This window comes from Paenibacillus sp. GM2 (assembly GCF_900069005.2).
Lineage (GTDB): Bacteria > Bacillota > Bacilli > Paenibacillales > Paenibacillaceae > Fontibacillus.
In genome coordinates this window covers 299,528-324,678 of sequence record NZ_LN831279.1, presented here as the reverse complement: position 1 = coordinate 324,678, position 25,151 = coordinate 299,528, and the positions used below count along the sequence as shown (strand labels likewise).

Here is a 25,151-nt window from a genome sequence, read left to right as displayed (position 1 = left end):
ANTCGCTTACACCACTCTAGATGATGTAAAGGTCCAGCTCTTGATCACGCCACCAATCCCTCCCCCCCCCCGCCCTTTTCCTCCCCATCCCCGCCGCTCTTTCCAGTCCCTCGGAACAAATGAACCTTTGCCTATTTTCGGCGGTAAAGGTGTGCCATCGTCCAGAAGCTTCGCCACGTAATGGAATTTGGGTAGTCCATCCATCATCTGCGTGTAAAAAATACGGTCTTCTTCCTTTTCCGTGTCCCGGTAGTTCTCCGGCAAAAAGTTAGGGAGTAATAATTGCTGTTTAAATGTGCTTTGACGCATTATGATTTGTTTTTTCCCAAATTCCCGACTAAATTCAACAGCATCTTGATAAGATAGCCCGCCAAAAGCGATTTTGTTTCGGCAACTCGTCATAATGGATTGCTTCATGGCCTTAGCGTTGATCTTGCCAGATTCGACTTCTAGCTGCCCCAAAGACTGGATAGCAAATATTCCGGCTGTTCGATACTCCGCTGCAATGGATAAGAACAACTCCACATCGGGATTAATATATCGGGAATACTCATCCACGATCATAAAATGCGGTACGCGCGTGCGCTCTGTGCCCGGCCTGCGGAATGTTCCGCTCTGCAAATGCATAACGACGAACTGACCAAAGGCATCCCCGGCTTTCCGCAATTTACCCATGGCCGTATTTACGGCTAATACACCGCCAGAAGCAAAATGCTTGTCCATGTCGAAATCGGATTGTCCAGTCAAGATTGGCTCCAGATGCCGGTTAGACGTTAAGTTCTCAAGCTGGGCGCGAAGCCCGATAACAAACTGCTGATATTTTTCCTTCTGTGCCCCAAGCAGTTCCGATTGGAAAAACTGAACCAGATCGGATTCACCCTCTTTAAAACGAAGTTCCTGTACCTTATCCTCCAGCATTCGTTGATCTCGCATCGTTCGGAGTACATCGCCCAGGTTAACATCATCCAAGTAAAGACGTTTTAAAAGCTTGGTAATATTCCGTCCGGCAAGCTCCTGCACTGTAGCAAAAAATGCTTCCTGTTTCCCGAACATAGATTTAAGGACAGTAACCGTAGCTTCTGCTACGTCGTCCTCGTCGCCTTTCATCACCGGAAACCGCGCGCTATGAGTTATTGTGGGATCAACATGGACACAGGGCATATCCATTTCATCACACATTTCTGCTACCATTGCCGCAACATCACCTTTAGGCTCCACAACAGAAAGTCCGAGTGGAACCCCCTTCTTCTTCAGAAGCAGCAACTGATAAATCATGGGCTTGAGTAAAGTGGCTGTCTTTCCACAGCGGGTAGGGCCAACAACAAGCATATGCGTGAACATATCACTGCCTCCCCATTGAATCATGCTCTCACCTCAATCCTTCATAGGTATTTCTTCACCCAAGATCAGCCGAATCTCTGTCTTGGAGGAAATAAATAGACGTTTAAAACTTTTCCAACGATCGGCTGCCGTAGGTTTGACATGGACAAGTTGTTGCTTGCTCACATTGCCTCGACGGTTTTTCAAATTGTGTTCGAGTCTGTAATTGGCAAAAGTAAGGAACGAGGACAAAATGAGTGCTGCTATAAAGGCTGTGTGCACGGTTCCTGTTATCGAAAACGGAAAGGATAGAGTCGCTATAATCTCCTCTTTCAGTCTGAGACACAACGCTATCCCAATCCAAAGCAGGCTGGTGAAGAAGTAAATTAGCTTATTCTTCCGTTCTAACACCCAGCCGTATAAATAGATGATTAAACCGACGATGCTAAGTGACCAAGGAATAAATAACGACCAACCCGGTAAGCGCCAATACAAATAAGCCCACCCGCCAAGAGTGAGCAATAAGCTTACGAATCTGATCATGGCATATAAGTTTCCTTTCAAATCTTCGTTCAAATGAATTCAAAGGGAATTCTTTGAAATACCCACAATATCCACATGTGCTGCGGTTGATAACTCCTGCTTGTAGTGTTCAACTTCATCCTCATAACAAAAAAGAAGGACTCTTCGTCCTGCTGTCTGGCTTACACCTATGGAGTAGTTGGTTAAACATCGTTTCAAAGTCATCATGTTCATCGTCAGGAGTTCGATGACATAGGGGTCTTTCCACGGACCAATCCGTTCTTTTTGCACCAGCCCGTATTCAAATCCGTATTTGCTGGAATGGCCAACTTCTTTCAGTTCTCCATACGGTTCAAGCAATTTCTGTAGCCTTAAAAACGTGTTTGTCAGGATGTATTCCCTTGTGATTTGAATCCCCCACTCATTGAACGGCAGCAAGTGAACCGGAATGCCACCTGTAACTAAATTTAGCTTCTCACTCATGGTTTCAAAAGCATGTTTTACGGATACGCTCTTGTAATACACCAGGAATCCTCGCAGTTTCATGTGCTTCTTGATCTCGTTGATGATCTTGACTAGCGTTTGTTCCCTGGCATCGGGCATCAGGATGTAGATCATATAATCCCCTTTGTCACTTCTGAATCCACCGACCGTTAGATTACCACGGTTGAGATTGTATTTGCGCTTGATCTGGCGAGAGTCCATATACGGCACTTCGGGGATCTGCACGAATAGCTCGTTCGCATCCGTAATGTACTGCCGCTGTTGAATTGACAGCCCCAAATCCCTTGCTCGATAGTTCTTGCTGTCCAATAAGCCGCGTTCTATTAACAAATCCATTCCCGCTTCGGTTAATCGTACATACGCCGCCGTGACTGTTCGACCTGCGGTTCTCTTACCAAACACATTCGTAGTTATGAGTCCTTCCTTCTTCATGATATATAACCGTTTATGTGCGTACTTCTCACTGGCAAAATGCTTCATCGTAATTTGCTTCTTCGTCATTTCCCGTAGTTCATACAGTTCCTGCAATATACTCAGGTCCCGGTCTGTCCATTCACGTTGTCTTGGCATGTTTACCTCCTTTCTGCTGGAAATTTACTGCCCCGCATTCTAAGACACATCGTCTTGTCAGGGACGGTTTATGGGTTAATGGACGGGGGGCGTAGGACGGGGTGCTCAGAGTCTAACGCTCAACTGCGTTTCGCGGTAGCCTCTTCCCACCTTTCCGCTCCAGCCTTGATTTCTTATCGGGTACAATCCAATATCCAGCACTTATTTCTAAGAAGTTCTTTCTGAAAATAACGGGTTCAACTCATAGGGGGTGTTTATCGGGTTCAAACATACCCGAAAAATCATGGCCGGCCCGATACTTTTCACGAATATTTTCAATCATTTTCATAGCATTTTGGGAAGGTGTAACAAAGACTTGAACATGGTTTTTACGCTTCACATCCAAGAATCCCGATTCCATAATTTCTATTTCCTTCCACGAATCATCTTTGATCAATCCAGCATATCGAATCGCGTTTATTATTGCGCTACGGTTACGATTGTCTAGGTCACGAATCAATAAATCCTCAAAAAAATGACAGATATAAATAAAGGCCGAACTCAGAACAGGAGTTTCTGTTTGGGAAGCCGCTACTGTTTCCATTATGGCCTGAATAGTAGCTTGAGTGTAGTAGTCCTTAATTTGATTGCCGTAATGCTTGTCTCTCAGATAAAGAGGCAACATCCCTTGATACGAGAATTGATAAACTGGATTATCTCCCAGCATGTACGCTCTATAGATACATGGTGGATACGCCTTCGGATCAGGAGAGGTACTTTCTGGCAGCATCGTCCTCCATTCTGATAAAGCCGTTCCTAATTTGAAAGAAAGCTCTACTGCCTGTTTGTACATCTCCTCCAACTCTTCAGTTCTTTTTCGAGTACGCTGCTCCCAAAACGACATCTGATTCACTCTCCATTTTGGTTTTAATTTATATGTGCATCACTTGTCACTTTTATCTGCCGCATTATCCGCTGTACAAAGGCTTATCTGAAGCGTATCACTTCAGACTGTTTAGAAAATCAAAGGGATCAGATTTCTCTTGGGCTGTTTTTGGTGCAGGATCATCTTCAAGCAACGCCTCCAGATCGACAGCTGCCTTCTTATCCCTAGGCTTGACTCGTGCTAGCGCCTCTGCAATGGTATCTGTCTTCTGGCTTCGTTCTTCCGCTCTGCGCTCCAGTTCGGCCAGCTCTTCCGTCAATGTTTTCACGCTGTCGGGAAAATTTAACCCTGCAAACACACTATACACTGTTACTTGCCCAGGCTGATCTCCAACATAGGTAGCCACAGGGTTCTCATCCAAAATCGGGGTACTCTCGTGCAGGAATGATTGAATCTGCTCCACAAAAGCATGAGTGAACAAACGCCTTGCCGTAGAACTATCGGCTACAATACTAACTGCGCTGCTTGTTGCGTCTTGAAGATCGTAACCGGCTGACAACTCCCCGTTTAGCACACTCTGCTTGATCGCTTCCATATAGGTTACTGGAGAAGCCAGGTCAACAGCCTGAGCGGAAAGAATGCACTTACCAATGTGTAAGCAGCCACCTGTCTTAAGCATGTTCAACCATTCCGAAGCATCAAAGTGATAGCTACCATATGGCTTGTAGCTGGCTGTGACTGTGTTCAGATCGTGGAGCAGCCGTGCCACATGGCGATTACATGATTTCATGAAATCCTCCACACTCTGATTTTTATTCAAGCCAGTTTGGAACAGCTTTTCATTGTCCACTACAACAATCGCTCCTAAGCCTTGCATCGCCCGCTTAATCACTTGCAGACGTTGCAAGGCATTGTCTAGAACCTTCCGACCTTCGTCTCGACGTGGCAACGTAAGCAACAAACCAAATCGCCCTGCAAAGCCCTTTCCATGAAGCAGACGAACAGCTTCAATAACCGCACCTGTTCCTGTACCACCGCCTAAACCACAGCAGATGAAAATGTAATCCCGGTCATTAAAGTAGCTCTGCAGTGTCTTTGCAATAATTTCCTTGTGAACATTGAATGCTTCCTGCCCAAGCTGAATATCCCGACCTACCCCACGTTCAAATCCAGGAAGCTTGATTTTCTTAATATTCGGATAATCTGGCAGTTTGAGAAGATCCATCTCATTACTGTTAATCAATAAGGCCGTATAAGGACGCTGCTCACTTTTGGCAGATAACCGCATCCCAGCACATGCATGAGCAATTGAAGTTCCTCCCATCCCTAACCCCAGAAAACCATACTTCAAACTGATATTCATTGCTCCGCTCCCTTTCGTTTGATTCGTTCTTGCATCAGCTTATATTGCCTATAGTTGAGTAGTTCTTCCCCTAATGGGGATAATGTGTATCGCTTGGATTTTGCTACTTCAGCTACCTGAACCAGCGATGCTCCTTCTAACATCGCTGCCGCTTCATCCAGCAAATGCCTTGATCTAATCGGCAACTTCTCCTGCTCTACATCAGGATGTATCTTTTTGTACAAGGCGTTGGTTACATCCCTTAGCTGCTCCTTCTGTACAGGTCGTTCTGCCATTCTAAGTGCTGCCAACATCCACATCATATTTTCGTTCTCAGCAGTAGCCGATAGTAGCGCATCCAAAATGGCTTCTCTGCTCATCAAGATCGTCTACCTCCCTTCAACCTTTAGCAAAACAAAAAAAGCCCCTACCCAATTGAGGGTAGAGGCTATTGAACGGTATTTGTTCATCTTCTTATCAATCTTCTACGTTGCTCTTCTAACATTTTGCGCATGGTTTGCTCTACTACACGATCATTTTCATCTACTAAAAAATACATCCAAAGTTCTTCTATTTTTTCAATAACTCATATTCCTCCAATTATAAATAGAAAATATGCCGTTAAATAGAACGGTGCTAATGGAAGTTTTTTTCTTCCACCTCTAGCCCATTTGAAAGCTATAGCAAATAACCAAGCAAACGTGAGCATAATAATCAAAAATAACATTGCTTGCTGCCAGCCAAGAGCCATACCTACCACTGCCATTAGCTTAATATCTCCACCACCAAATGAATCAGGTTTTAAGACAGCAAATACATAAAGCAAGCCTGCTCCAATTAAAACACCTAGCAAATAATAAAAAGGTTGTTCATTATGGAATAGCCGAAATATAAGAAAATATCCAATTCCTATACCACTCAACCAATCAGGTATGATTCTATACTGCAAATCTGTATACGTGGCTACCCCTAACAGAATTATCAGCGGAATCGACTCCAGTAAATTGTTCATGTTCTTCCTCCTAACCCTCTACTACCTAACCCTCTACTAATAGAAAAAGCAGCCTCCGAAGAGACTGCTTGAGGTCGTCTATGATATAATTAAAACTGCAACAGAAAGGCTATATGGGCGGTCGGCTAACCTCTCGGAAGGGAGGTGATGCCATGGAAGTTAAAGACGCTTTAACAATTATGATCGGTTTCAGTTCGCTAATTATCGCGCTACTGACGCTGGTAGTTACAATTGTTTTAGCGATCCTTAACCAAAAGAAATAGACCGCCCCTCCTGAGAAAAGGTTTCGGTCTTATTCCTTAATAAGCATTATCTTTTCTTAATGCCGAACCGCCCTTAAAAGCGGCTGTTGCAGGGGACGGTTACCGCCGCCCCTTTCTTATTTTTATTATAAATCTGAAATTACATACATGCAATGCCCTTATTTGTACCACTCCGATGTATCTCGCTTCGTCTGCCAATCATCATACATGCTACCGTAAATGGTTATTTTCTTGATGATGCAAGAGGATAAGTCATTCTGTCCAGCGTGCATGGCTACAATTTTAAACGTATACTCTCCATCGGGAGCTTTGACATCCGTATAGAATTTTCGTTCATATATGTCAAGAAACTTCGATTTGAAATGCTCTTCTGGAAGCTCCCATGTTGCTGTTTTATCATCTCCACCTGTCTTAACTAGACCAATGCTGGTCACATAATCACCGTTGGTGTCCCAAATATAGACCCTAACCTCAGTAGGCCCTTTTAGCTCACCCCCAATGGGTTTAGCCGTCCCTTCTAAGCCTTTAGGGACTTTGGTTTCCCAATCTGTGGTGTATTTTGTCGTTGCTTTGATCTCTACACCATAACCGGCACGCGTAACCTCATTTGGATTCAAGCCATTTTCCTCAGCCCAAGGAATGATTTCCCACGAACCTCGGCTTTCACGATCTGATTCCTTCTCTTCTTCCGGCTTCCAAGGCGGGGCTGTAGGAATTCCCTGCCTTGTATTCAGTTCAGCCGAAACGGTAAGCTTTTCATTATAGGTTACTTTTCGATTCTCCCAAATCGGGTCGCTGTAATCCGTGTAGCTTTCCGTAGAAGTATGTCGTTTACCTTCTGAGTCCGTCCAAGACACCGTTCTGGTCTTGGTTGGATAGCCAGTAATCAATGGATATGTCACATCCCACGTTGCCTCCGGCTTCGTGGTATCACAATAAGCATCGCCGCCATTCTTGGTTACAGAGCAACCAGTAACGGCTACGTTATTAGAACGATCTTTATCTTGTTTTTCCTTCTCGGGGTCTACATGAACGCTTAAGGTATGGATACCCGTATTTCCTGTCCACTTGAAGCCGCCTACAGTAATCGGCGTATTAGCAGGCATGTTCTTTCTGGTTTCATAGATGGTCTTCTTGCCATCTTCCATGAAGCGTATCAGGACATTGGAAACATCCGTAGTCCCTACATTCTTCACCTTTGCTGTCACGGTAGACGTTTGACCTACAGTCAGCGCCGATGGGCTGGCGGTAATGGATTGGGCGATCAGATCGTTCGCCGCCCCCTTGCGCTCGATCGTCCAGCCACCTTTGATCTCGTTATTATGGTACGCCTCATTCGGTGATTCCAGCGCTCTGTCTGGATGATTTGGGTTGTTTATCGTGACATCTGCTTTGATGTAATATGTGCCTGGATCATCGCTGATCTCGATCTTGCCAAGCATATAACTGTACTCTTTCCCTACAGTGAATTGCTCTGGCAAATCCTTGTACATGGACGAGAGGTTAAAGTTGGTAGAAACCGCACCGCCGATTGTAACCTTTGCTATCATCGGCATTCCGCGTTCACTTGCATAGTCACTGGAGATAATGTCTTCATCACCGTCATAACGGAACTTGACCCAAAGCTGACCACCTTCAGTTAGCGTCAGTTTTGTTGGAACATAATCCATATTCAGATCATCTGCCAATGTCACACTCTCAATCTGAGTACGTCCGTAGCCATCATCTACGATAATGTCTACCTCTTTTCCAAGTACACGTGACAGCTCTTTACTGGCGATCTTAACGGTATTGCTGTACTCAGTATCGGTTGTGGTGATTGAGGTAAGCTTCACACGCTTGGTCATGTCAGGGAATGCACCTTTGGGCAACGCATAGACATCCACTTGGCGCAGACTGTTATTAACCCCAGCAGTTGTGAAGCTTACTGTTAGCTCCTCGCCTTGTGTGACTTTCAAGGTAGGCCAAGTGGTGACATTAAAGTATGCATGACCTTTTCCATCAACCTTTTGGGTTCGGTCAAACTGGATACCCATTCGGCTGACGATGCCGGATGTTCGGAGAAAGAAATGCCGAGTATTTAGCGTATAGAAGTAGTCATGATCAGAATCATAATCTATCCCACGTACAGTAAAAGTATCCCGGAAGTATTGCTGTTGCTTCTGAGATACATCCATATGACCTGACCATACAGCGTCAAATAGCTCCCCAACAGCTTCTTTGCTTTTATAGGTAAGTCCAAATCCGTTCTTATCGGAAAATACCGGATCGCCCGGTTTTTCCTTCACAGCAAACACGTCGTAATTGTCCATAATCTGCTTCTGACCATCTGCAAAGGTGAATACTCCTTGCCATTGATACAGTTTCCATGGATTATCAGACACCTTTTCTCCTAATGCAGGGATATAGCCTACGAAATGATCCCCTGTTTCACCATATTCCCACTTTACATATCCATTTAGCATCGGTATTCCTGCGGCAGATGCCACCATAGAAACCATCATGAATAGCATCACAGAAATTAAAGCTATTTTTCTTCTCATTTCTGCGCCTCCCTCAAAAAAATGAATGCAAAAAGAGCCTGCGAGCATACCGCAGACTCTCGAAAATAAATTAAATTACAGTTCCTTTGCAAATGAAATCACTTCAGGTAACAGTGATGCAGAGAAATTACCAGAGTTAATCACAATTACTTCATCAGTTTCGCCGAATAGTTCCACCAAATATTCGTTGAATGCACCATCTAAATTCACCGTATACCCTTCCTGTTCAGCTCTCCCAGGATAAACCTTCGCAAAAGAAACAAAGCCGTTACCCTTCCCAATAGGGTAGGTATAGGTTTTTCCTGGTGTAAGTTCAGTAGAATCGCCATCTTCTGCATAATATTGAGCTTTAGCCCCTTGGGGAAGGGTAAACGTCAGCTTGCCGTTGCTCGCCTTCATATTGTCAACAAACAGTTCCTTCGCCAGCTCCGTATAGCCAGCTTTCCATTGGAAGTCAGTGCTATACATGTTATCATCACTCGGAACCGGATCAGGATCAGTTACAGCTTTACCAGTAGAAATGCTTACAAGGCTTTGACTGGACTTCCATTCCACCGTAGCACCCAATGCCTCCGATACAAACCGCAGCGGTACAAACACGCGATCTTGCTTAACCCGGGCTGGAACGTCCAAGGTTACGATACTGCCATCCACCAGTACCTTTTTACTGTTGACCTCCAAGCTAATGTTCTTATCACCTAGAGTCACGTACACCGTCCGGCTTACTCTCTTACCAACAGTCTCCTTCTTATAATCCACTTTCGCCCCCAGCGATTCAGATACAAACCGAACCGGGATCAATACTCTATTGCTCTCAACGTAAGGCTTCGCATCTGGAAAGCTCACGTTCTTTCCATCAACCTGAACATAAACTGTCCGGGCCGCCGAAGCCGATCCCAATGCCATCCCCAGCAGCATAACCGTAGACATTAAAACAAGTCCTAATTTTTTAAACATTTTTCTACACTCCCTTTTCTGAATTAGTGGGGTATTCGCATACCCTATTGATTTCCAAAAAAACTTCAAATTCCGAATACACAACATAGATTCCATTATAATCCAAATGACAATATCACTCAATTGCTTCCAATTAATTCTACCCTCCCTTTACTTTGCCTCTATAAAATGCAAAAAGCTCCACCGACTGAGGTCGATGGAGCTAAAAACTTGTCATTTATAAATATAGCTGCGCGACAAGCAAACAATCTCTATGAATAGTCAATTAGGTACTATGCAATGTTCTGATCTCGCTCATTCAAATGATCAATAACTTGTACAAATCCTCTTTATAGGCCACCGAAGTCTACTTCTGTCATTACTTATCATCTCGCTCACTGTATCACCACATGCTCGCTAAAAGAAAATACCCTCTTAAGAGAGGATATTGATACTGTTAAATAATTCCATATTTTACTTTACAGCTTCGCCATTAAGTTAATACCATTATATACCTTATGAGGAGAAAATGCAAGATCATTTGTTCGCTTATTAGAACCGAAGATGAATGTGAAGATGATCTCCGTGTATAAGGTACATGCTGAAGTGAATAATATAAATTGGTGAATAACATCAGCGTGGCTAGATGACATGCCTTCCCCCCGTTGTAAATAGGTCGTTTTTATAACGGGGAACGACCAGTTGGGGCAGGACCAACATGTTATTCACCCCTTCTTTTTCTGTATCTTTGACGACTTATTATCGATTTTGTACGGTAAGCAGGATTGTTTTTAAAAAATGCCTCGTTAAGTCTCTGAGTCTCTTTATAATCCATTTCCTTAAAGATGGCTGCATTCGCAACAAGACGTTTTATCATAACTTTAAGTATGGGCTCCTTAGCAGCATCATTCATTTTTATCGCAGCATTTACAAAATCGTTAGCACTTCCCTCAAACTCTAAGGCAAAAAGTTTTTGTAATTCATATAGTTGGTTAGTCTCGCATCTTTCCGGATAAATAGCAATATAATTAAATGTGTGCTCCTTAACAGCTTGTTTCATTGATACTTTGTATAACTCCAATAAGAAAGACATAGCTATCCACTGAAGCCCCTGAATAAGATCCTTAGTTTTAGCAGGCTTTTGTTTAATATATTGCTTATCAGAATGGTATTTGAAATAGTTTACATAATTCTCAGCTTCTTCGTCTATTTTAGTAACCCAAACATGGAATATCTTATTAGGTAATTCATAGATTTGCTTAACAAAGCTTTCCTTTTCCTCTTTCCTCATCAGATGTTCAAAAATTGGAAGACATCTTGCAACAATTGATAACAATTGGATTGCTCTTATCAATTTATTTCCAAACTCTTCTGCTTCCTCTTCGGAGTAATCATATATATTTAATACTTCAATTTCACTCAGCGTTGATTTTTCATCCTTAATTACAGACTTTTGGTGTTGTGTAGTCGCATCAGCAGCAGGAAGTTCTACTTTATGATCTTTACTCCACTTCATAAAGTCAGGGATGTTATCTAATCTGAATTCGATCCAACTTTCGGTAAAATTATTAGCCATTTCTAATATGAATCTAAGAATGCGAACATTATCTGTGATCAAGGTTAAGAACAATAATATGTCACCGTTCATCCCGAAACAAGCATTCTTAATGATGTATTGTAAATCTTTATCATTACCTGTTTCGTGATATTGAATATTTAAATGACGTGCTACAAAAAAAGCTATATAACTATTATTGGAAAATACATATGAATTTTCATCATCAGCTAGAGGCGTTAATATCTGTGATTTGATAAGCAAATCAAGCGCTTCATTTACATTTACATTAGTACCATATTCTTGGTTGTAGTTTTCAATACATCTAAAGATCATTTCGCTTGGTATTGGATATTGTTTTTGAAAATGAACATTATATGCTATTGCCGATAACAACATAAATGCTTTTTCAACAGAAATTTTTGCCTTAAATCTACTAAGTGCATTTACCAAATTAGCCTCGAATACCTTACTAAAAACATTTGTAGTTCGTGAAGCAGCGTCTCCAACATTCTTACAATAATACGACACATATTTTAAAATAAAATCGGGGTCCAGTCTGATAAGTCTTTTCTGAGAGTTTACTGTATCGGAAATGCTACGCACAATTTTATTTTTTAATGCAGGTTCTGTTATGTGACATGCTACTGATTTTTCTATTAATTCAGTTCTCTTGTCTGCATAAAACATTGTTAATTCATATTTGAAAATGGAATCAGATGTTTTCAGAAATTCTTTCATTTGCTCAATAACATCTAAGTTGTAGTTTTTTTTCGAGGAAAAAATAAAATAAGAAAATTCATTTTTTACTGCCTCAATTAGTCTTTCAAAATGATCCGACACAAGAAGATCTACATCATCAATTATAAACACCTTTTTTTCAGTAGGTATCTGCTGGAATCTCTGAAAATCAGATGGGTTCTCACCGTAAATATCCTCGAAGCAGTTTTTCAAAATCTTATTAGGATTTCCCTTCAGATTCTCTGTTCCACAAAACACCGGCGTGTATCCTTTTTCTGATAAAGATAGAAACAACCATTTTAATAACGTAGTTTTCCCGGTATTATACTGCCCATAAATCATTACTTTCTTCTTAGCTAATATCTCATTTACGAATTCTTCATCTGTTAGAAATTCATTACTTTGGCCAGTTGATAATTCAGCGCTCTCAATCCGTGGAAATACAAAGTATTTGGTAAAGTCACTAGACGATTCTTGTTTGAGATCATTAAGCAGTTTTAAACGATATTCTGAACTAATAACAAGTGTTCGTTCTGTAGATGGTTTATGAATAAGTTTATAATCGTTCGCAAAAGTAACTTCGTATTGTCTTTGTTGCTGATTCCATTTGTAGTTTTTCAAGGAGTAGTTATGTTCGTTCTTCCCATCTCTTTTTACACATAATTTTCCCATTAGGAACTCACTGTTGCTCCAATCTCTCTTTTCACTTAAACAACCTCCAGCATGTAAAAATGCCTCTCCTCCATATTGATTTAATACCTTTGAAGTTCCCTGATAATGCTTGTGACCATAAAAAATCAAGCTGCTTTTTGAATAAAGAACATTTTCCAACTCTTGCATCGTTGAATCAAGAAACCAATCAGTTGGATGATGCATTACGGTCAGAACGAAATCGGCACCAGTAGGATTGTTTATACTCTGAATAACATCCGGTGGAAGATAATGAAGCCCTTTATCTTCCTCCAAAGTAGAGAATATAGCACTGTTTAGCAAATTAACTTCCACAGTAAAGTTAGTATCTAGTTTATATAATTTCTGATAATATAATTTGTTTTCTAAAAATAAATTATTGCGCTTTGCGAAATTGAAGAAATTAGATTGGCGCTGCAATTCAGCATCAATCTGTTTAGTGTATCCACCATTCCTACTCAATTCAACAAGATCACTAGTACGAAGTGGAGAATCTGACATGTCAACATCATGATTTCCTGGAACCATCAAGATGTATATCTTATCATGATAATCACATTCTTCTTTTATACTGTTTATCAGCCTTCCAACCATTTTGTAAGCCACATCGTATTCATTAGCTTTACCTGAATTAGCTATATCGCCAGATAATATTAAAAATATTGAGTCAAACGGTTTTTGGGATCTGACAGCATCGACAATCTTCTTCAAATGAAAAGGGTTTAAACTAAATCTACTTTCCAGGTGAATGTCACTCAAATGTAAAAATAATATATTCAATGGCTTGTCTCTCCTTAATATATTTTTTGCACTAATTTTCAATCAATATTTGCTTGATATACATCATCTTTTTTTTAAAAAGAGTGCAATGAACCTATCACCAAGGTATTATTCAGCACTTCTAAACCAGATTTACTAGAAATTTCTCCCCAACGTTCCGTCAAATCAATATTTTAGGAATATTTAGTAAATATTGTGATCATTGCAATGAAAATGACTACTACTACAATTAATAGAGCTATTTTTCCCTTCCAGTTAGTCTTTGATCCAATATAATGACTCATTGTCTCCTTGTCTGATATATATGGCATGCCTAGCTCTCGAACCATACATCTAGTGTCATTTCTATATTGGCCCAGTTTATCTACTAGAAACTGTGCTGCCTTAGTTGGAGTTGTTTCACAGCGATCCGCTACCTGGTCAGCAAGTGTAAAATTGCTCGTATGTCCTAAACCGGTAATTACTGGTATTGGGGAATTATAAATTTCCTGTAAGACCTCAATGCTATCAAACACAAGAAAGTCAGTATCCTTACCTCCGCCGCGAACGATCATTACCACATCACAACCAGATTCTGATGCTTCAAATATTCCTGTAGCAATACTCTTAGGATTTTTTAGTTTCACCTCATATAGGCTGTACACAATACCTTGCCGCCTTTTAAAAACTTCCTCTACATCATGAATTGCCTTTGATTGGGCTGAGGTAACCAGGGCCACATGACATTCCTGCATTCCCATAAAAGAAGAAAAATCATCTTTGTATTTATTCAGGTATTGACTTTCAATAAGTTCTCTTGAAGCAATATGCTGTTGCATTGTCCTGAAGCTGCTCCCAAATACTTCAATTTGCTGTGGTTTAAATTGAAGAGCACCAAACTTCTCTGAGTAACCGACTTCAAAGTGACCGGAGAATATGTAGGTTTTCTCACGCTCAAGTTCATAAGCAAGTTGTTCTGCCACCTTCATTTGAATCTCTGTACCATCTTCATCAAAAACAGTAACAAAGCTTGTCCCATACTTACCCTCATTAATGAACTTAACCTCAGCAACAATGGTATACTTTCGTTGCTCTAAGGAATTCCCAACGATATTCCTGATTTCTTTCAGTTCTCTCTTATATGCCTCTGATAATTTGTCCTTAGATAAAAGAGAATTACTCATTTCAGTATCTACTCCAGTTCATGTATGCTCACCAAGAAACCATATACTACTAAAAAATCAACATTATCTGACTTTAAGTATGTATTTTCGCCACAAGGAATCATTTTCCTGCTGTTTTAATGAATCTATATACCTATTTTCAGACCTCAGGACTATCTCGAAGAGATGAGAGAAAGATAATCCAAAATACATACAAAAAGAAGGAATTCATGTAATTATATGTGATTTGATAATAGGGAGGTGAGATAATGCTGACTTACATAGCAAAGGCAATAAAGGAGAACCAACCCTAATTGGGGATACGTTCAATATTATCCCGGCACTGCATACTCTGGTACTGGTGCAGATTTATGGGCAACCATACGGGTAATGGAATGAACACGTAATAAAAAATTGAAGTGCGTGTAAGAATTTTAACCTGCTCACATAAATTATAGGGGGATCGGTATGGACAACTGGGAAAAACAAGAAAAGGATAAATTTGAAGAGTATAAACGCAAGACTTTCATTATTTTTGCGGATTCGATTAATCGTGCTGAAATCGGTGATTGGAACGTTTTAGTAAGGGCGTTGTTTGACCACCTGTTATCATTGTAGGACTTCTCCTTTTCTTGTACTTTAATTAGTGCTTGTAGTTCCCACCTCGCAACAACCATGATTCATATAGATCATGGTACTAGAAATAAAAAAACACTATGAACGCTATGCAGGTGTAGAGATCGAAGTTGACAATAAAAATGAACTCGTGTCATGAGGTTTAAAATTGACCGACATTCAAAAATTGGATATTATTGAAATATTATATATTCCCATTTGGTGGTGGTTAGTATGGAATTTGTAACCACGATAACTACAAGACTTAATGATTATATGAAGGCAGAGGGATTAACCTTAAGTCAATTTGCTCAAAAAATAGGTATAAATATCGGAACATTAAGTTCTATTCTAAGTGGAAACCGAACCTTGAGTATTGATCAATTGGACCTGATAACCGAATGCATGGGTTTTGAAAAAGGATATTTCTATATTCAGTATTTTGAAGAAGTTCTAGCAGAATCTACTCCCAATTGGCGCAGAATTAAACCTTTTATTTATGGGTGTGCAGAGATTGGCAATTGGGACTTGATTCATAAAGCCGTTCAATTGCTGCTCGACAACTTGTTATATTCTTCACACCTCTTTGAAGTGGCAGAAGATTTCTATAGAATCGGTAAAAAAGAAGCTGCTATCATTTTATATGAAAATGTTGCTCTCAGTGAAAGAAGTCAGCATTCAGAACGTTTGGCCCTTTGCCAATATCGCCTGTTTATGTGCAAACTTGGAAAGGATCAAGAAAAAAATTATCAAGCAGCAATACAATTTGAATTATTCGTTGATCGCTTGGATGAATACGATCAGTTGGACGCATTGAAGGATTTAGCGAATACATACCGTTCATTACGCCGGTGGGACAAAGTAGAGGAAACGGCTGAAAAACTCAAAAACAAGGCTGAAATCCTATATCAAAGAACTACAAAATATAATCATCAAGACTATAAACTAACAACACCACTTTTCACATATATAGCTTACTCAAATCTACTATTAGGCAGCGTTTTTGAAATCAAGAAAGACTATGAACGAGCCATGCAGTACATTGCATTGTACGCAAACTTAGATTGGGTAAGAGAAGATGATAAGGATACGCTTATTTGGAAAGAAAAATTCTATGCTTGGGCTAAGATGAATACAATGGTCACCAAGTTGTCAGCTGGAGAATTTAGCGTACTACCAGAATACATCCAGTATCTTGAATCCAACAAAGACGAACGATTGCTATCTTTATTGAATATCATCGAAGCGGCCAATCGTTATCATTATAATGTTGATAGCATTCTTGAAAGATTTGATATTTCTTCAATAGTCAAAGCAGAACATTCAAATGATGTTTATACTAAACAGACTATTGAAGAACGTCTTGCACGCCTTTATTTTGAATTAGCTGACTATCACCTAAGCAAAGGCCTCTATAAGGATGGTTTTAAGTACTTAATGAATAGCTTGAATAAATCAGCGTTTATTAATGAAAAAAATTGTATAATTAAATGTGTAGGCCTTTTTGAAAGCTTACGTGAAAAGTGCGATAAAGCCTTAATAGAAGCCTACCAAAAAATAATTACAGAGGTGTATAATAATGAAAAGAAAACTGGCAGTACTATTTATGTCTAGTCTCTCGTTAATTGTTCTTTTTTCTCCGCCAATTATTCACCTAATGGATCATCACGGAGGAATGTGAAGATCTATAACATTTACACAAACAGACCAGTTCACGAACTGGTCTGTTTAATTAGGGCTTAGGTAACAACAATAATGAAAAGGAGACCATTGACAGAAGATAATTCCTGTATTGTATAGGAATCATCTTCTATCTTGAGCTTGAGCCAAGTTTTTATAAATTATTCAATATGGTCCTAAAAATCTTTCGCCGTTAAAATGAATTAAATGGGACGGTGCATCAGCAACCCAAACCTCAGTTTCCCAAGCGATGACCCCTAAATATCGAGCCATCACTGAACGATTCGGGAATGCTGTGACGTATACTATCCCAGCTGAAGAACTTTGAAACAGCCGCGCTAACTCCTCATGCCGTTTACCATCAACGGGACCGTGGCTTGTCACTGATTCAATGAGTAGTAACCAATCCCTATCAGGATAATAAATCACAACATCAGGCATTTTTCCATGTGAGTCAATTCTGACCCCTAACTTAACCAACAACCTTTCATCAAAATAGCCGAGCTTTTCGCCTGTATCCCCGGCATAGATCAATATCCCACCTGGTGCATATCGTGGCGCAAAGTCCTCTATGATCGCTTTGATCAATTCGCTGTGTTCACCCGGACTAATGTGGATCCTTTTGCCAGGCGCAATTTGAACAGGTAGTCTAGCCTGCTCCCTTTCCTTTGCATACCGTTCGATCAGGGTCTGTCTTGTAGCAAGATAATCTGCCAATGAAGTATTCCACTCAAGGGTGCCATATTTCGTAATTAGCTGCAAAGTTTCAGGCTCAATCTGATAAACGGCTTTAGGGCTATTTACAGGCCTAGTTGGATTATCAGGATTATATAAAGCAATTCCGGCATCAACGAATTGATGCATTGTTTGTCTCCTAAAAGTTTCACGAGTGTTAGGAGCATAATCTTTTCCATAATGAGTTCGACTAAAATCCATCATTGGTGTTATTCCAACCAAAGGATTTTGAGCGTCAGACCAAGTTTTATCAGGTGTCAAATCCAGTATTGCCAATAGACAAAGGGCAGACCGCTCATTTAATTGTGCTCTGGGTAAACCGAGAGCTTTCAGAATTTCTATAGCTTGCTCAATATTAGGATGAGTTTTGTTTGTCATTATTGATAACTTCCTCCAATTTCCGATCAATCTCTTCTTGACCTATTGTATCAAAATTGGACATTACCCATCTACCAAGAATTTCAAGCTTTTCCTTGCTAGGATACTTCATAGCACGGAGGTCGGTGGCATTCACCTGCGTATGTCCATTAAACACTCTGAAGTATTTATCGACTGCGGATGAATTAAGGTATGCATATAATCCATATGCCATCTCCGCAGGGATACCTTGTTTCTTATAGTGGAATACATTAAGTCCGTTCTCAAAGCCAACAACAGGGTAATCAACACTATTTGGATTTAATACCCCTGCAACAATTCGACGTTTTTCCTCTTTTGATGAAAACCGTTTAACAACCGTATAATACCCATTTGGATATAACCACTTCTCTATTGTTTCATCACGAACAACTGCGTTAGGCTTTTTCATGACTTTCGGATACTCCACAGTAGTTCCGACGAAATGGTTAGGGTAAAAGAGAGGTACTGTACCCTCCTCTGGCATCCCACGAAGATGATCTTTTACCCGAAAATCAACAACTGGTCCGGTTGAAACCGACACTCCAATATCCTCAAGTGAAAAACAAACCGAAGGATACCTTTCAAGGAACCCATCACCTGTGGAAGTAGGAATATGGATGAACAGTTCCTTGTCTTGTGGGTACACAATCTTCTCAAACGGATAACTGTTTAATTCATAATCCTTAAAACTGTCATCCTGTGATGTTGAGATCATCACCTCACCTTGAACTCCCCCACGTTCCAACATGATAATCACGTTCTCCTGCAGCACATCATCATCCTTAAATGCCTTATCTCTAGAATTAAATAGATGCAAGTGCTTGATTGCTGTTTTATCTAGGATTAATTGCCGGAATGGACGGAAATATGGTCCGTTGCAGAAGCTTCTTGGAATAATTGAGACTATCTCGCCACCATACTCCATCAACTCGATGGTTAGTCCGAGAAATGCGGAATATAAATTAACAGTTTCGATACCGACTGATCGGATCAATTTACGATGGCGTGATGAACTGGTTATTTTCTTGTAAGGCGGATTAAGTATTGCATGAGTATAACGAATCTTTTTTTCAGCCAATAAGCTGTCCTCATTGAGCAAATGATTGGTTGCCCATTCAATAAAGTCATCGGGTACCACTTCCCATTTTAAGCTAAGCTTGTTCTCAAATAAAGACAGCGTAGACTGAAGTCGTTCGCGTAAAACTTCATCAATCTCCACAACTGTAACTTCAGCGGAGTTGCTTGTCTTTTCGGCTACAATACGCTCCAAAACAGCACTTGTTAGTGTACCTATACCCGCTCCAGCATCTAAAATTTTAGGATCGTATAATTTGTTTTTATCAAAAATTGAAGCCATGTATTTAGCGACACTTGCTGGTGTTAAAAATTGTCCAAGTTCGGATTTACGCTTCAACAAAGGATTGATCACTAATCGTTCTTTATCTAAAGTTTCGAGTAATTGAGACATTACATTCACCTCTTACTACGTTGTTAAACCATTATATCATGCTCTAGAAATTCTGTTATCCAACAACCAGACAGCACGGGTCCGATAGTTTCTTAATATTTTTCGTAGCATGTTTCAATAATAGTCGTAAATACTCAATAAAACATCCAAAAAAGAAGGATTTCATGTAAATATATGGAATTAAGTTACAGGGAGGCGAGATAATGTTGACTTACATAGCTAAGGCAATAAAGGAGAACAAAGAGGTTATCCTTACACTCAAAGACAATTCCAAAATTTCGGGACTACCAAGCTGGAGAGAGGATCACAGTAGGGTAAAAATAAAATCGCCAGATAAGGTTGTTTGGATACCATTGAATGAAATTGTACATGTAACAACAATTCTAGGTTTTAATAAACATACATAACAGAAAAAAGGCACTTATCAAATTCTATATGAATCATTTGATAAGTGCCTTGTTGCATAATTTTATTACTTGATAAGTCCCAAGGACCGATAAATTAAAGCAGCACACTCAGCCCGTGTCATGTCACGTTTTGGCTTAAATGTCTGATCTGGATAACCGGTGATAACTCGCTCAGTAGTCAGAGCAGCTACCTCCGGTTTCGCCCACCAAGCAATTAGACCAGCGTCTTTATAATTGGCTTGGGCTGCAGGTACATTACCTTGATATGCCGCATTAGCGATCATCTTAGCCGCTTGCTCCCGTGTGATGGGATCAACTGGCCGGAACTCCTTCACGCTAACCCCTTGGGCGATTCCATTTAGCACAGCGGCGGATAGTTCAGGCACATACCACGCCGTCCGTTGTACGTCCTCAAAGGTAAGGGCTGCATCAGAGGCTTCTTGTAACTCCATAGCCCGCACGAGCATTGATGCAAACTCCACACGAGTCACTTGGCGGTCCGGTTCAAATTTGGAATCGGACACGCCTTTGACGATGCCCATGGCGTAAAGCGCAAAAATTTCTTCCTTAGCAAAGCTACGGTCTATGTCCTGAAAGCCTGGCTGGCTTGTACCAGTTTGGTAATCATTCCCTGTATCCGGAATCGTGGATTCGTTCTCATCTACAGGTGTCTCCGGTTTCAATGGGCTGCTTCCACCACCCGATCCGTCAGATGACGGTACAGATAGTGTCTGACCGCTTACCGATTTAGGCTCTGTTTTATCACCAGCACTATTTTCCGTCCACAACTTAAAGGTATAACTTTTGTTGGGCGTGAGATTACGAACAGTGAAGGTTTTGTCCTTCCCACGATATAACTCTTTACCATTCAGCGTATAAACGAAGGTTTCGTTTACAAGTTGACTATCAATCATAATAGTCAGTGTCTGATGTGTAGGATTAACAACCGACACTGTAAAATCAGCAGAAGGCAGTGTCACAAACGGCGGAACAGGAGTTGCTTGACCTTCTCCGACGTCGTTAACCGGGATAATCGTCCAATCGTCGTACTCTTTGGCACTCTCCAGTCCTCCGATCTCCTTGGCTGTCTCAGGGGCAGTAATGATGCCTACGACGTTACCAGCGTCGTCAACAATCTTGTACTGATCCGCTCCCTCAACCGGATCGATAACGATCACTACAGAATGATCGCCTCGGTCTCCAACAGTGATTGGTTGACTGGATTGAGGATCATTCGGATCGATGCCCCATTCACCCGGAAGAGTGCGTTGAGTGAAGCTGGATTTTTTACCTTCGCCAGTCTCATTCACGGCGGATACGTAAACAGTATGAGTGGAGCCAGGCTTCAAATCTGTGATAGTGTAACTAGTTTCTTTTGTCTCTCCAATGATTTCATCCTGCTCGTTGTGAACTACATACTTCGTTGCGCTAATGACCTCGTTCCAAGCCAAGGTAAACTGAGTGGCTTGAACATTGTCTATCCGCACATCGGGGCTGGCTGGCAATGTTAATAATGTCTTAGCAGCAGCCTCACCATATCCCGATGCATTACCGGCCTGCACTTTCAACTGATAAGTTTCCCCAGCCCGTAAGTCGCTGAGCGAAATGTCAGTCCCAGATGTCTCAAAATACACGTCATCCGTTACTGTAACTTTGTATTTATCCGCTCCTGTTACTGGCTGCCAACTAAGCTTCGCCGTTGTATCGGAAATGTCTGTAATCAATAATTCACCCGGTTTGTCAGGCAAAGTGCGGACTGTTACTCTGTTGGCTACGCCAGTACCGCTCCGGTTTTCAGCGTAGACTTCAAATGTGTATTCAGTGCCTGAATTAAGAGAATCGATTTCAAATTGCTTTGTTTCAGGAGCCAATTCCTTTTCCTTCACTCCGTTCACCAGCACCACATATTTCTCAGCACCACGAACCGTATAAATTGAAAAGTTGACCACATCTTTACCAATCTCATCGACAGTAATCTTCGTCTTGCCCGGAAGCGTCAAAACCCCATTAAGATAAGCGATATCACCGAACCCAGATTCATTCTTAGCTGAAATCGAGTAATCATACTCTGTTCCGCTTTTCAGACCGGTGTCAGTAAAGGATAGATCAGACCCGCTATATCGACTTACTGCATCACGCAGCACTTCATACAGCGCTGCGGTTGGCGATGCCGTCCATGACAACTCCACTTCTGTTTCTCTGATCTGAACGGATTGGAATTCGCCCGGAGCTGCTGGAAGAGATAAAAAGCCAAGTACACTACTTTGACCAGCGCCACTTGCATTATGAGCAGTTACAATTACAGTATACTGCTTGCCTCCCTCTAGTCCTGTTACTTGATGTGTTCCAGCGGTGTTAAGCTCCTCCTCATAAACAATATCAGATCCCTCCTTGATAGTGAGTTGGTAGCTTACAGCAGACTCAACATCATCAAACGAGACATTGACCGTCCCACTGTTATTTGGCACAAATGATACCTTCAAACCATCAACAGGAGCCGGAAGAGTGAGCACTTCAAACTGTTCACTCCATTCACTTTCTCCTACGTGATTCACCGCCTTTATGCGGTATTGATAAATCGATCCAGCAGCCAATCCTTCTTCCCTGATATGATCCGTTGGATGGTTCACTAACCATGAGCGTCCTGTTGTAATATTCTCAACTTTATACTGATATCCATCCCCTAAAGAGTGGTTTGGCAGTGACCATCCGATCTCGGACCAGTTCTCACCAATAGAATTGAGTTTTAAAACAGGAATATCCGGGGACAGTTGAAGTTGGTATGGCCCCGCTGAGATCGTGGTCTCTTTCCCTGCAATATCCTGTGCTTTAGCGTGAATATACCACTGACCTTCATTGGTAAGTGTAATATTTTCAATATCTATTGCCGTATCCCATGAAGACGGAGTTTGGTTAGATTGAGTCACTTTGTAGTATTTATTGCTCAATCCACTATCATCAAAATAATGAATAGTGACAGATACAGGATCGCTTGTCCAAGTTGCATCAGAAGGACTAAATGAGATTTTAGGTGCCGATAAATCCTCCGTCACTGTAATATGACGCTGAAATACATCCGACCACAAATTGGCATCATTTAAAACTTTTAATGAGATTGTATACTCCCCTGCACCGTAAGCTAAAAAGTTACTTATCATGGTTGAACCAGAGTATATTTCAGTACCCTCTCTCTTAATACTCCAAACCCTTTGTGTAATGTTTCTGCCAGCCGGGTCATACGAATGATCTTGTATTTCAAGCGTTTTATACTTGGTCACTTGATCTGGAACTCGAAAATCTGCAATAGGCTTCAATGCAGTGGAACCGGTAGCAACATAACGTACCATTGGTTGGCTCCATGCTCCTTGATAATCCAATACTCTAAGTTGCACTAAATAGTCCTTACCCAAAGGAAGGTTGCCAGGAATCATGCCATCTGTCCATGTGGTGGCTGTTGTCTCGCGCCATTTCCACTCCGTTTGTGCAATCCCCTTTGTTGGTGTGGACTCCATGTCGAGATCATAGGACTGATTGTTAACGGTAATCGTGTAATTGCTAGTCCCCTTCGTAACTTTTAGTGTAAAATCTGCTACTGGTCTACGATGCACATAGAGATATTGTGGTGTAGGGTGGTCTTCGCCAAACCAGATTTCATAGCGCCCTGGTTTATCAAATTTCAGCGGCAAATCCTTTTGCCATCTTCCGCTCCATTGGGCTTGACCAGTACTGTTCTCATAATACGTACTATCATGTTCAATTTTCCAACGGCCATTTGGAAATTCTGGTGTTTGGGTATTATTCATGAATGAAGATGGATTAACCTCAAGATGATTATCCTCATCAAGGATCATGTATTGTGAACTGCCATTCGATCTGATTTTAGTGAAGATATAGTTTGCTAGCTGATCGATCGCAGTTGCATAGTTATTCCCATTAATAAATACTCCGTTACCATTGTTACGTGTAATAAAGGCATTGGCCTGTTCTTGGTTAGTTGAAGAGCCTATAGCTACGTAATCAACAGCGTTATTAATCATACGTGTTAAAATTTCTCCAGAAGCCGTTGTACTGTTTAAATCGGAAATCACATTATTATCAACATTGACAATAAAGCGATCTGACCCTTCCCTCCAGATTGGTTGCAATAATACCTCTCTGTATTGCTTTGGCTTTTTCGTTTCCATTTTTATATTTTTAAACGTAAAGGAAGATACAGAAGAGCAACCATGGCTTGTATAGCTTGCAAATGGACCAAACCCATTCCCATACTTACTTGTTAAAGTGTAGTTATTTATTAACACTTGATTGTTATCCCACATATTAATACTAGTTGGAGTTACCTCTATTTTGACTTGATGCGAAGTCACCGCAAGTCTTGGAAATGTAGAAACCAGCCTTCCTGCATTGGCTAATGAATTATAAGTGCCATTTCGAAGAAGATCTACATTTACCTGATTTAGCTCAAATAATTTGATTTCCGTTTGACCGAATAAAATAACATATCCTGAAACGTATCCAGTGTTAATGGTTGCATTAAATAAGAATCCAGCCCCTTCGAGTGTATGCCAGTCCATTTTTTGCTCTAAAACCTCGAACGTGAAAGTTTTTTTCTCCGCAGAGGAATCTGGCATAAACATAAAATCTTTATGAGCTTTATCAGTATAACCATAGAAACTTATATCCTTATTACTCACGATAATATGCCGATAAAGTGAGTTACCATACGGTTCTGGATAATTAATATGGTCATATATTTGCCAATCAAATGTATCTTCTGCTGTCATAGACTTCATTTCTAAAGCTTGTACTTGTAACTGATTAGCATCTACACCTTTAGCAGCTAATTTAGCCTTTAAATCCTGCTCGAAATTGGACAATTCTAAATTCGTGCTTCCTGCTGCCAGTGCAATGTCAATCTTAGGATCAGCCTTAATGCTGATCTGAACTTTATCATCAGCAAATGCACGTGGGCCTTGTCCAAGCAGTGTAGATGTAAACATAGCTACGGATATCAAAAATATAAGTGACTTTCTAAACATTCTCTAACCTCCTGTTATAGAAT

Annotated in this window: 18 protein-coding genes; 4 read left to right on the top strand and 14 right to left on the bottom strand. The window is 40.8% G+C overall.

Features of this window, described 5'->3' with window-relative positions; translation table 11 throughout:
* Positions 1 to 6: 6 nt before the first annotated feature.
* From BN1360_RS11345 to BN1360_RS11315, 7 genes are all read right to left on the bottom strand, one after another.
* Positions 7 to 1,365, bottom strand: coding sequence for a type IV secretory system conjugative DNA transfer family protein (locus BN1360_RS11345; RefSeq protein WP_082790025.1), 1,359 nt, complete (start codon positions 1,363 to 1,365; stop codon positions 7 to 9).
* 9 nt (positions 1,366 to 1,374) lie between these two features.
* Positions 1,375 to 1,863 carry a hypothetical protein gene (locus BN1360_RS11340; RefSeq protein WP_068779949.1) on the bottom strand — a complete coding sequence of 163 codons (489 nt, stop codon included), beginning with the start codon at positions 1,861 to 1,863 and terminating at the stop codon, positions 1,375 to 1,377.
* A 39-nt stretch (positions 1,864 to 1,902) separates the two neighbouring features.
* Positions 1,903 to 2,916, bottom strand: coding sequence for a replication-relaxation family protein (locus BN1360_RS11335; protein WP_068779948.1), 1,014 nt, complete (start codon positions 2,914 to 2,916; stop codon positions 1,903 to 1,905).
* Positions 2,917 to 3,157: 241 nt separating this feature from the next.
* Positions 3,158 to 3,799 (bottom strand): hypothetical protein, encoded by a 642-nt coding sequence (locus BN1360_RS11330; RefSeq protein ID WP_068779947.1) that lies wholly within the window; start codon positions 3,797 to 3,799, stop codon positions 3,158 to 3,160.
* Positions 3,800 to 3,896: 97 nt separating this feature from the next.
* A complete protein-coding gene (locus BN1360_RS11325; protein ID WP_068779946.1) occupies positions 3,897 to 5,144 on the bottom strand; it encodes an FtsZ/tubulin family protein in 1,248 nt (415 codons plus the stop codon).
* A complete protein-coding gene (locus BN1360_RS11320; RefSeq protein WP_009225510.1) occupies positions 5,141 to 5,506 on the bottom strand; it encodes a hypothetical protein in 366 nt (121 codons plus the stop codon). The genes BN1360_RS11325 and BN1360_RS11320 overlap by 4 nt, the downstream gene beginning before the upstream one ends.
* Positions 5,507 to 5,709: 203 nt before the next feature.
* A complete protein-coding gene (locus tag BN1360_RS11315; protein ID WP_068779945.1) occupies positions 5,710 to 6,135 on the bottom strand; it encodes a prepilin peptidase in 426 nt (141 codons plus the stop codon).
* A 152-nt stretch (positions 6,136 to 6,287) separates the two neighbouring features.
* Here BN1360_RS11315 and BN1360_RS11310 point away from each other — a divergent pair, with 152 nt between their 5' ends.
* Entirely contained in the window at positions 6,288 to 6,398 is a 111-nt protein-coding gene (locus BN1360_RS11310) for a putative holin-like toxin (RefSeq protein WP_197070091.1), read from the top strand.
* A gap of 158 nt (positions 6,399 to 6,556) precedes the next feature.
* Here BN1360_RS11310 and BN1360_RS11305 read toward each other — a convergent pair whose 3' ends face one another.
* The 4 genes from BN1360_RS11305 to BN1360_RS11290 all read right to left on the bottom strand — a co-directional run bounded on the left by BN1360_RS11305 (position 6,557) and on the right by BN1360_RS11290 (position 14,806).
* A complete protein-coding gene (locus BN1360_RS11305) occupies positions 6,557 to 8,941 on the bottom strand; it encodes a CARDB domain-containing protein (RefSeq protein WP_068779944.1) in 2,385 nt (794 codons plus the stop codon).
* A 75-nt stretch (positions 8,942 to 9,016) separates the two neighbouring features.
* Positions 9,017 to 9,898, bottom strand: coding sequence for a copper amine oxidase N-terminal domain-containing protein (locus BN1360_RS11300; RefSeq protein ID WP_068779943.1), 882 nt, complete (start codon positions 9,896 to 9,898; stop codon positions 9,017 to 9,019).
* Between the two features lie 700 nt (positions 9,899 to 10,598).
* On the bottom strand, positions 10,599 to 13,643 hold the full coding sequence (locus BN1360_RS11295) for a metallophosphoesterase (protein ID WP_068779942.1): 3,045 nt from the start codon (positions 13,641 to 13,643) through the stop codon (positions 10,599 to 10,601).
* A 173-nt stretch (positions 13,644 to 13,816) separates the two neighbouring features.
* The gene (locus BN1360_RS11290) at positions 13,817 to 14,806 is read right to left on the bottom strand and encodes an exodeoxyribonuclease VII large subunit (protein WP_068779941.1); all 990 of its coding nucleotides are present in this window, start codon (positions 14,804 to 14,806) and stop codon (positions 13,817 to 13,819) included.
* Positions 14,807 to 15,253: 447 nt separating this feature from the next.
* Here BN1360_RS11290 and BN1360_RS11285 point away from each other — a divergent pair, with 447 nt between their 5' ends.
* On the top strand, positions 15,254 to 15,403 hold the full coding sequence (locus BN1360_RS11285; protein WP_157259344.1) for a hypothetical protein: 150 nt from the start codon (positions 15,254 to 15,256) through the stop codon (positions 15,401 to 15,403).
* A gap of 231 nt (positions 15,404 to 15,634) precedes the next feature.
* On the top strand, positions 15,635 to 17,014 hold the full coding sequence (locus BN1360_RS11280; protein ID WP_068779940.1) for a helix-turn-helix domain-containing protein: 1,380 nt from the start codon (positions 15,635 to 15,637) through the stop codon (positions 17,012 to 17,014).
* A gap of 231 nt (positions 17,015 to 17,245) precedes the next feature.
* On the opposite strand, the gene BN1360_RS11275 is transcribed toward BN1360_RS11280, so the two are convergent.
* Together BN1360_RS11275 and BN1360_RS11270 are read right to left on the bottom strand one after the other, a co-directional pair.
* Positions 17,246 to 18,193 (bottom strand): BsuBI/PstI family type II restriction endonuclease, encoded by a 948-nt coding sequence (locus tag BN1360_RS11275; RefSeq protein ID WP_068779939.1) that lies wholly within the window; start codon positions 18,191 to 18,193, stop codon positions 17,246 to 17,248.
* A complete protein-coding gene (locus tag BN1360_RS11270; RefSeq protein WP_068779938.1) occupies positions 18,171 to 19,682 on the bottom strand; it encodes an SAM-dependent methyltransferase in 1,512 nt (503 codons plus the stop codon). Before BN1360_RS11270 ends, BN1360_RS11275 begins: the two co-directional genes overlap by 23 nt.
* Before the next feature lie 203 nt (positions 19,683 to 19,885).
* Between BN1360_RS11270 and BN1360_RS11265 the strand changes: the two genes are divergently transcribed.
* The gene (locus BN1360_RS11265; RefSeq protein WP_068779937.1) at positions 19,886 to 20,089 is read left to right on the top strand and encodes a hypothetical protein; all 204 of its coding nucleotides are present in this window, start codon (positions 19,886 to 19,888) and stop codon (positions 20,087 to 20,089) included.
* Positions 20,090 to 20,154: 65 nt separating this feature from the next.
* Here BN1360_RS11265 and BN1360_RS11260 read toward each other — a convergent pair whose 3' ends face one another.
* Positions 20,155 to 25,128, bottom strand: a complete 4,974-nt coding sequence (locus BN1360_RS11260; RefSeq protein ID WP_068779936.1) for a fibronectin type III domain-containing protein — start codon at positions 25,126 to 25,128, stop codon at positions 20,155 to 20,157.
* Positions 25,129 to 25,151 lie beyond the last annotated feature (23 nt).

Bases quoted from the DNA above. Each gene is read 5' to 3' on its own strand.
- BN1360_RS11300 (WP_068779943.1), bottom strand. From the start codon at position 9,898: ATGTTTAAAAAATTAGGACTTGTTTTAATGTCTACGGTTATGCTGCTG.
- BN1360_RS11280 (WP_068779940.1), top strand. From the start codon at position 15,635: ATGGAATTTGTAACCACGATAACTACAAGACTTAATGATTATATGAAG.
- BN1360_RS11310 (WP_197070091.1), top strand. From the start codon at position 6,288: ATGGAAGTTAAAGACGCTTTAACAATTATGATCGGTTTCAGTTCGCTA.
- BN1360_RS11285 (WP_157259344.1), top strand. From the start codon at position 15,254: ATGGACAACTGGGAAAAACAAGAAAAGGATAAATTTGAAGAGTATAAA.
- BN1360_RS11270 (WP_068779938.1), bottom strand. From the start codon at position 19,682: ATGTCTCAATTACTCGAAACTTTAGATAAAGAACGATTAGTGATCAAT.
- BN1360_RS11345 (WP_082790025.1), bottom strand. From the start codon at position 1,365: ATGATTCAATGGGGAGGCAGTGATATGTTCACGCATATGCTTGTTGTT.
- BN1360_RS11340 (WP_068779949.1), bottom strand. From the start codon at position 1,863: ATGATCAGATTCGTAAGCTTATTGCTCACTCTTGGCGGGTGGGCTTAT.
- BN1360_RS11260 (WP_068779936.1), bottom strand. From the start codon at position 25,128: ATGTTTAGAAAGTCACTTATATTTTTGATATCCGTAGCTATGTTTACA.
- BN1360_RS11275 (WP_068779939.1), bottom strand. From the start codon at position 18,193: ATGACAAACAAAACTCATCCTAATATTGAGCAAGCTATAGAAATTCTG.
- BN1360_RS11305 (WP_068779944.1), bottom strand. From the start codon at position 8,941: ATGAGAAGAAAAATAGCTTTAATTTCTGTGATGCTATTCATGATGGTT.
- BN1360_RS11330 (WP_068779947.1), bottom strand. From the start codon at position 3,799: ATGTCGTTTTGGGAGCAGCGTACTCGAAAAAGAACTGAAGAGTTGGAG.
- BN1360_RS11265 (WP_068779937.1), top strand. From the start codon at position 19,886: ATGTTGACTTACATAGCTAAGGCAATAAAGGAGAACAAAGAGGTTATC.
- BN1360_RS11335 (WP_068779948.1), bottom strand. From the start codon at position 2,916: ATGCCAAGACAACGTGAATGGACAGACCGGGACCTGAGTATATTGCAG.
- BN1360_RS11315 (WP_068779945.1), bottom strand. From the start codon at position 6,135: ATGAACAATTTACTGGAGTCGATTCCGCTGATAATTCTGTTAGGGGTA.
- BN1360_RS11325 (WP_068779946.1), bottom strand. From the start codon at position 5,144: ATGAATATCAGTTTGAAGTATGGTTTTCTGGGGTTAGGGATGGGAGGA.
- BN1360_RS11290 (WP_068779941.1), bottom strand. From the start codon at position 14,806: ATGAGTAATTCTCTTTTATCTAAGGACAAATTATCAGAGGCATATAAG.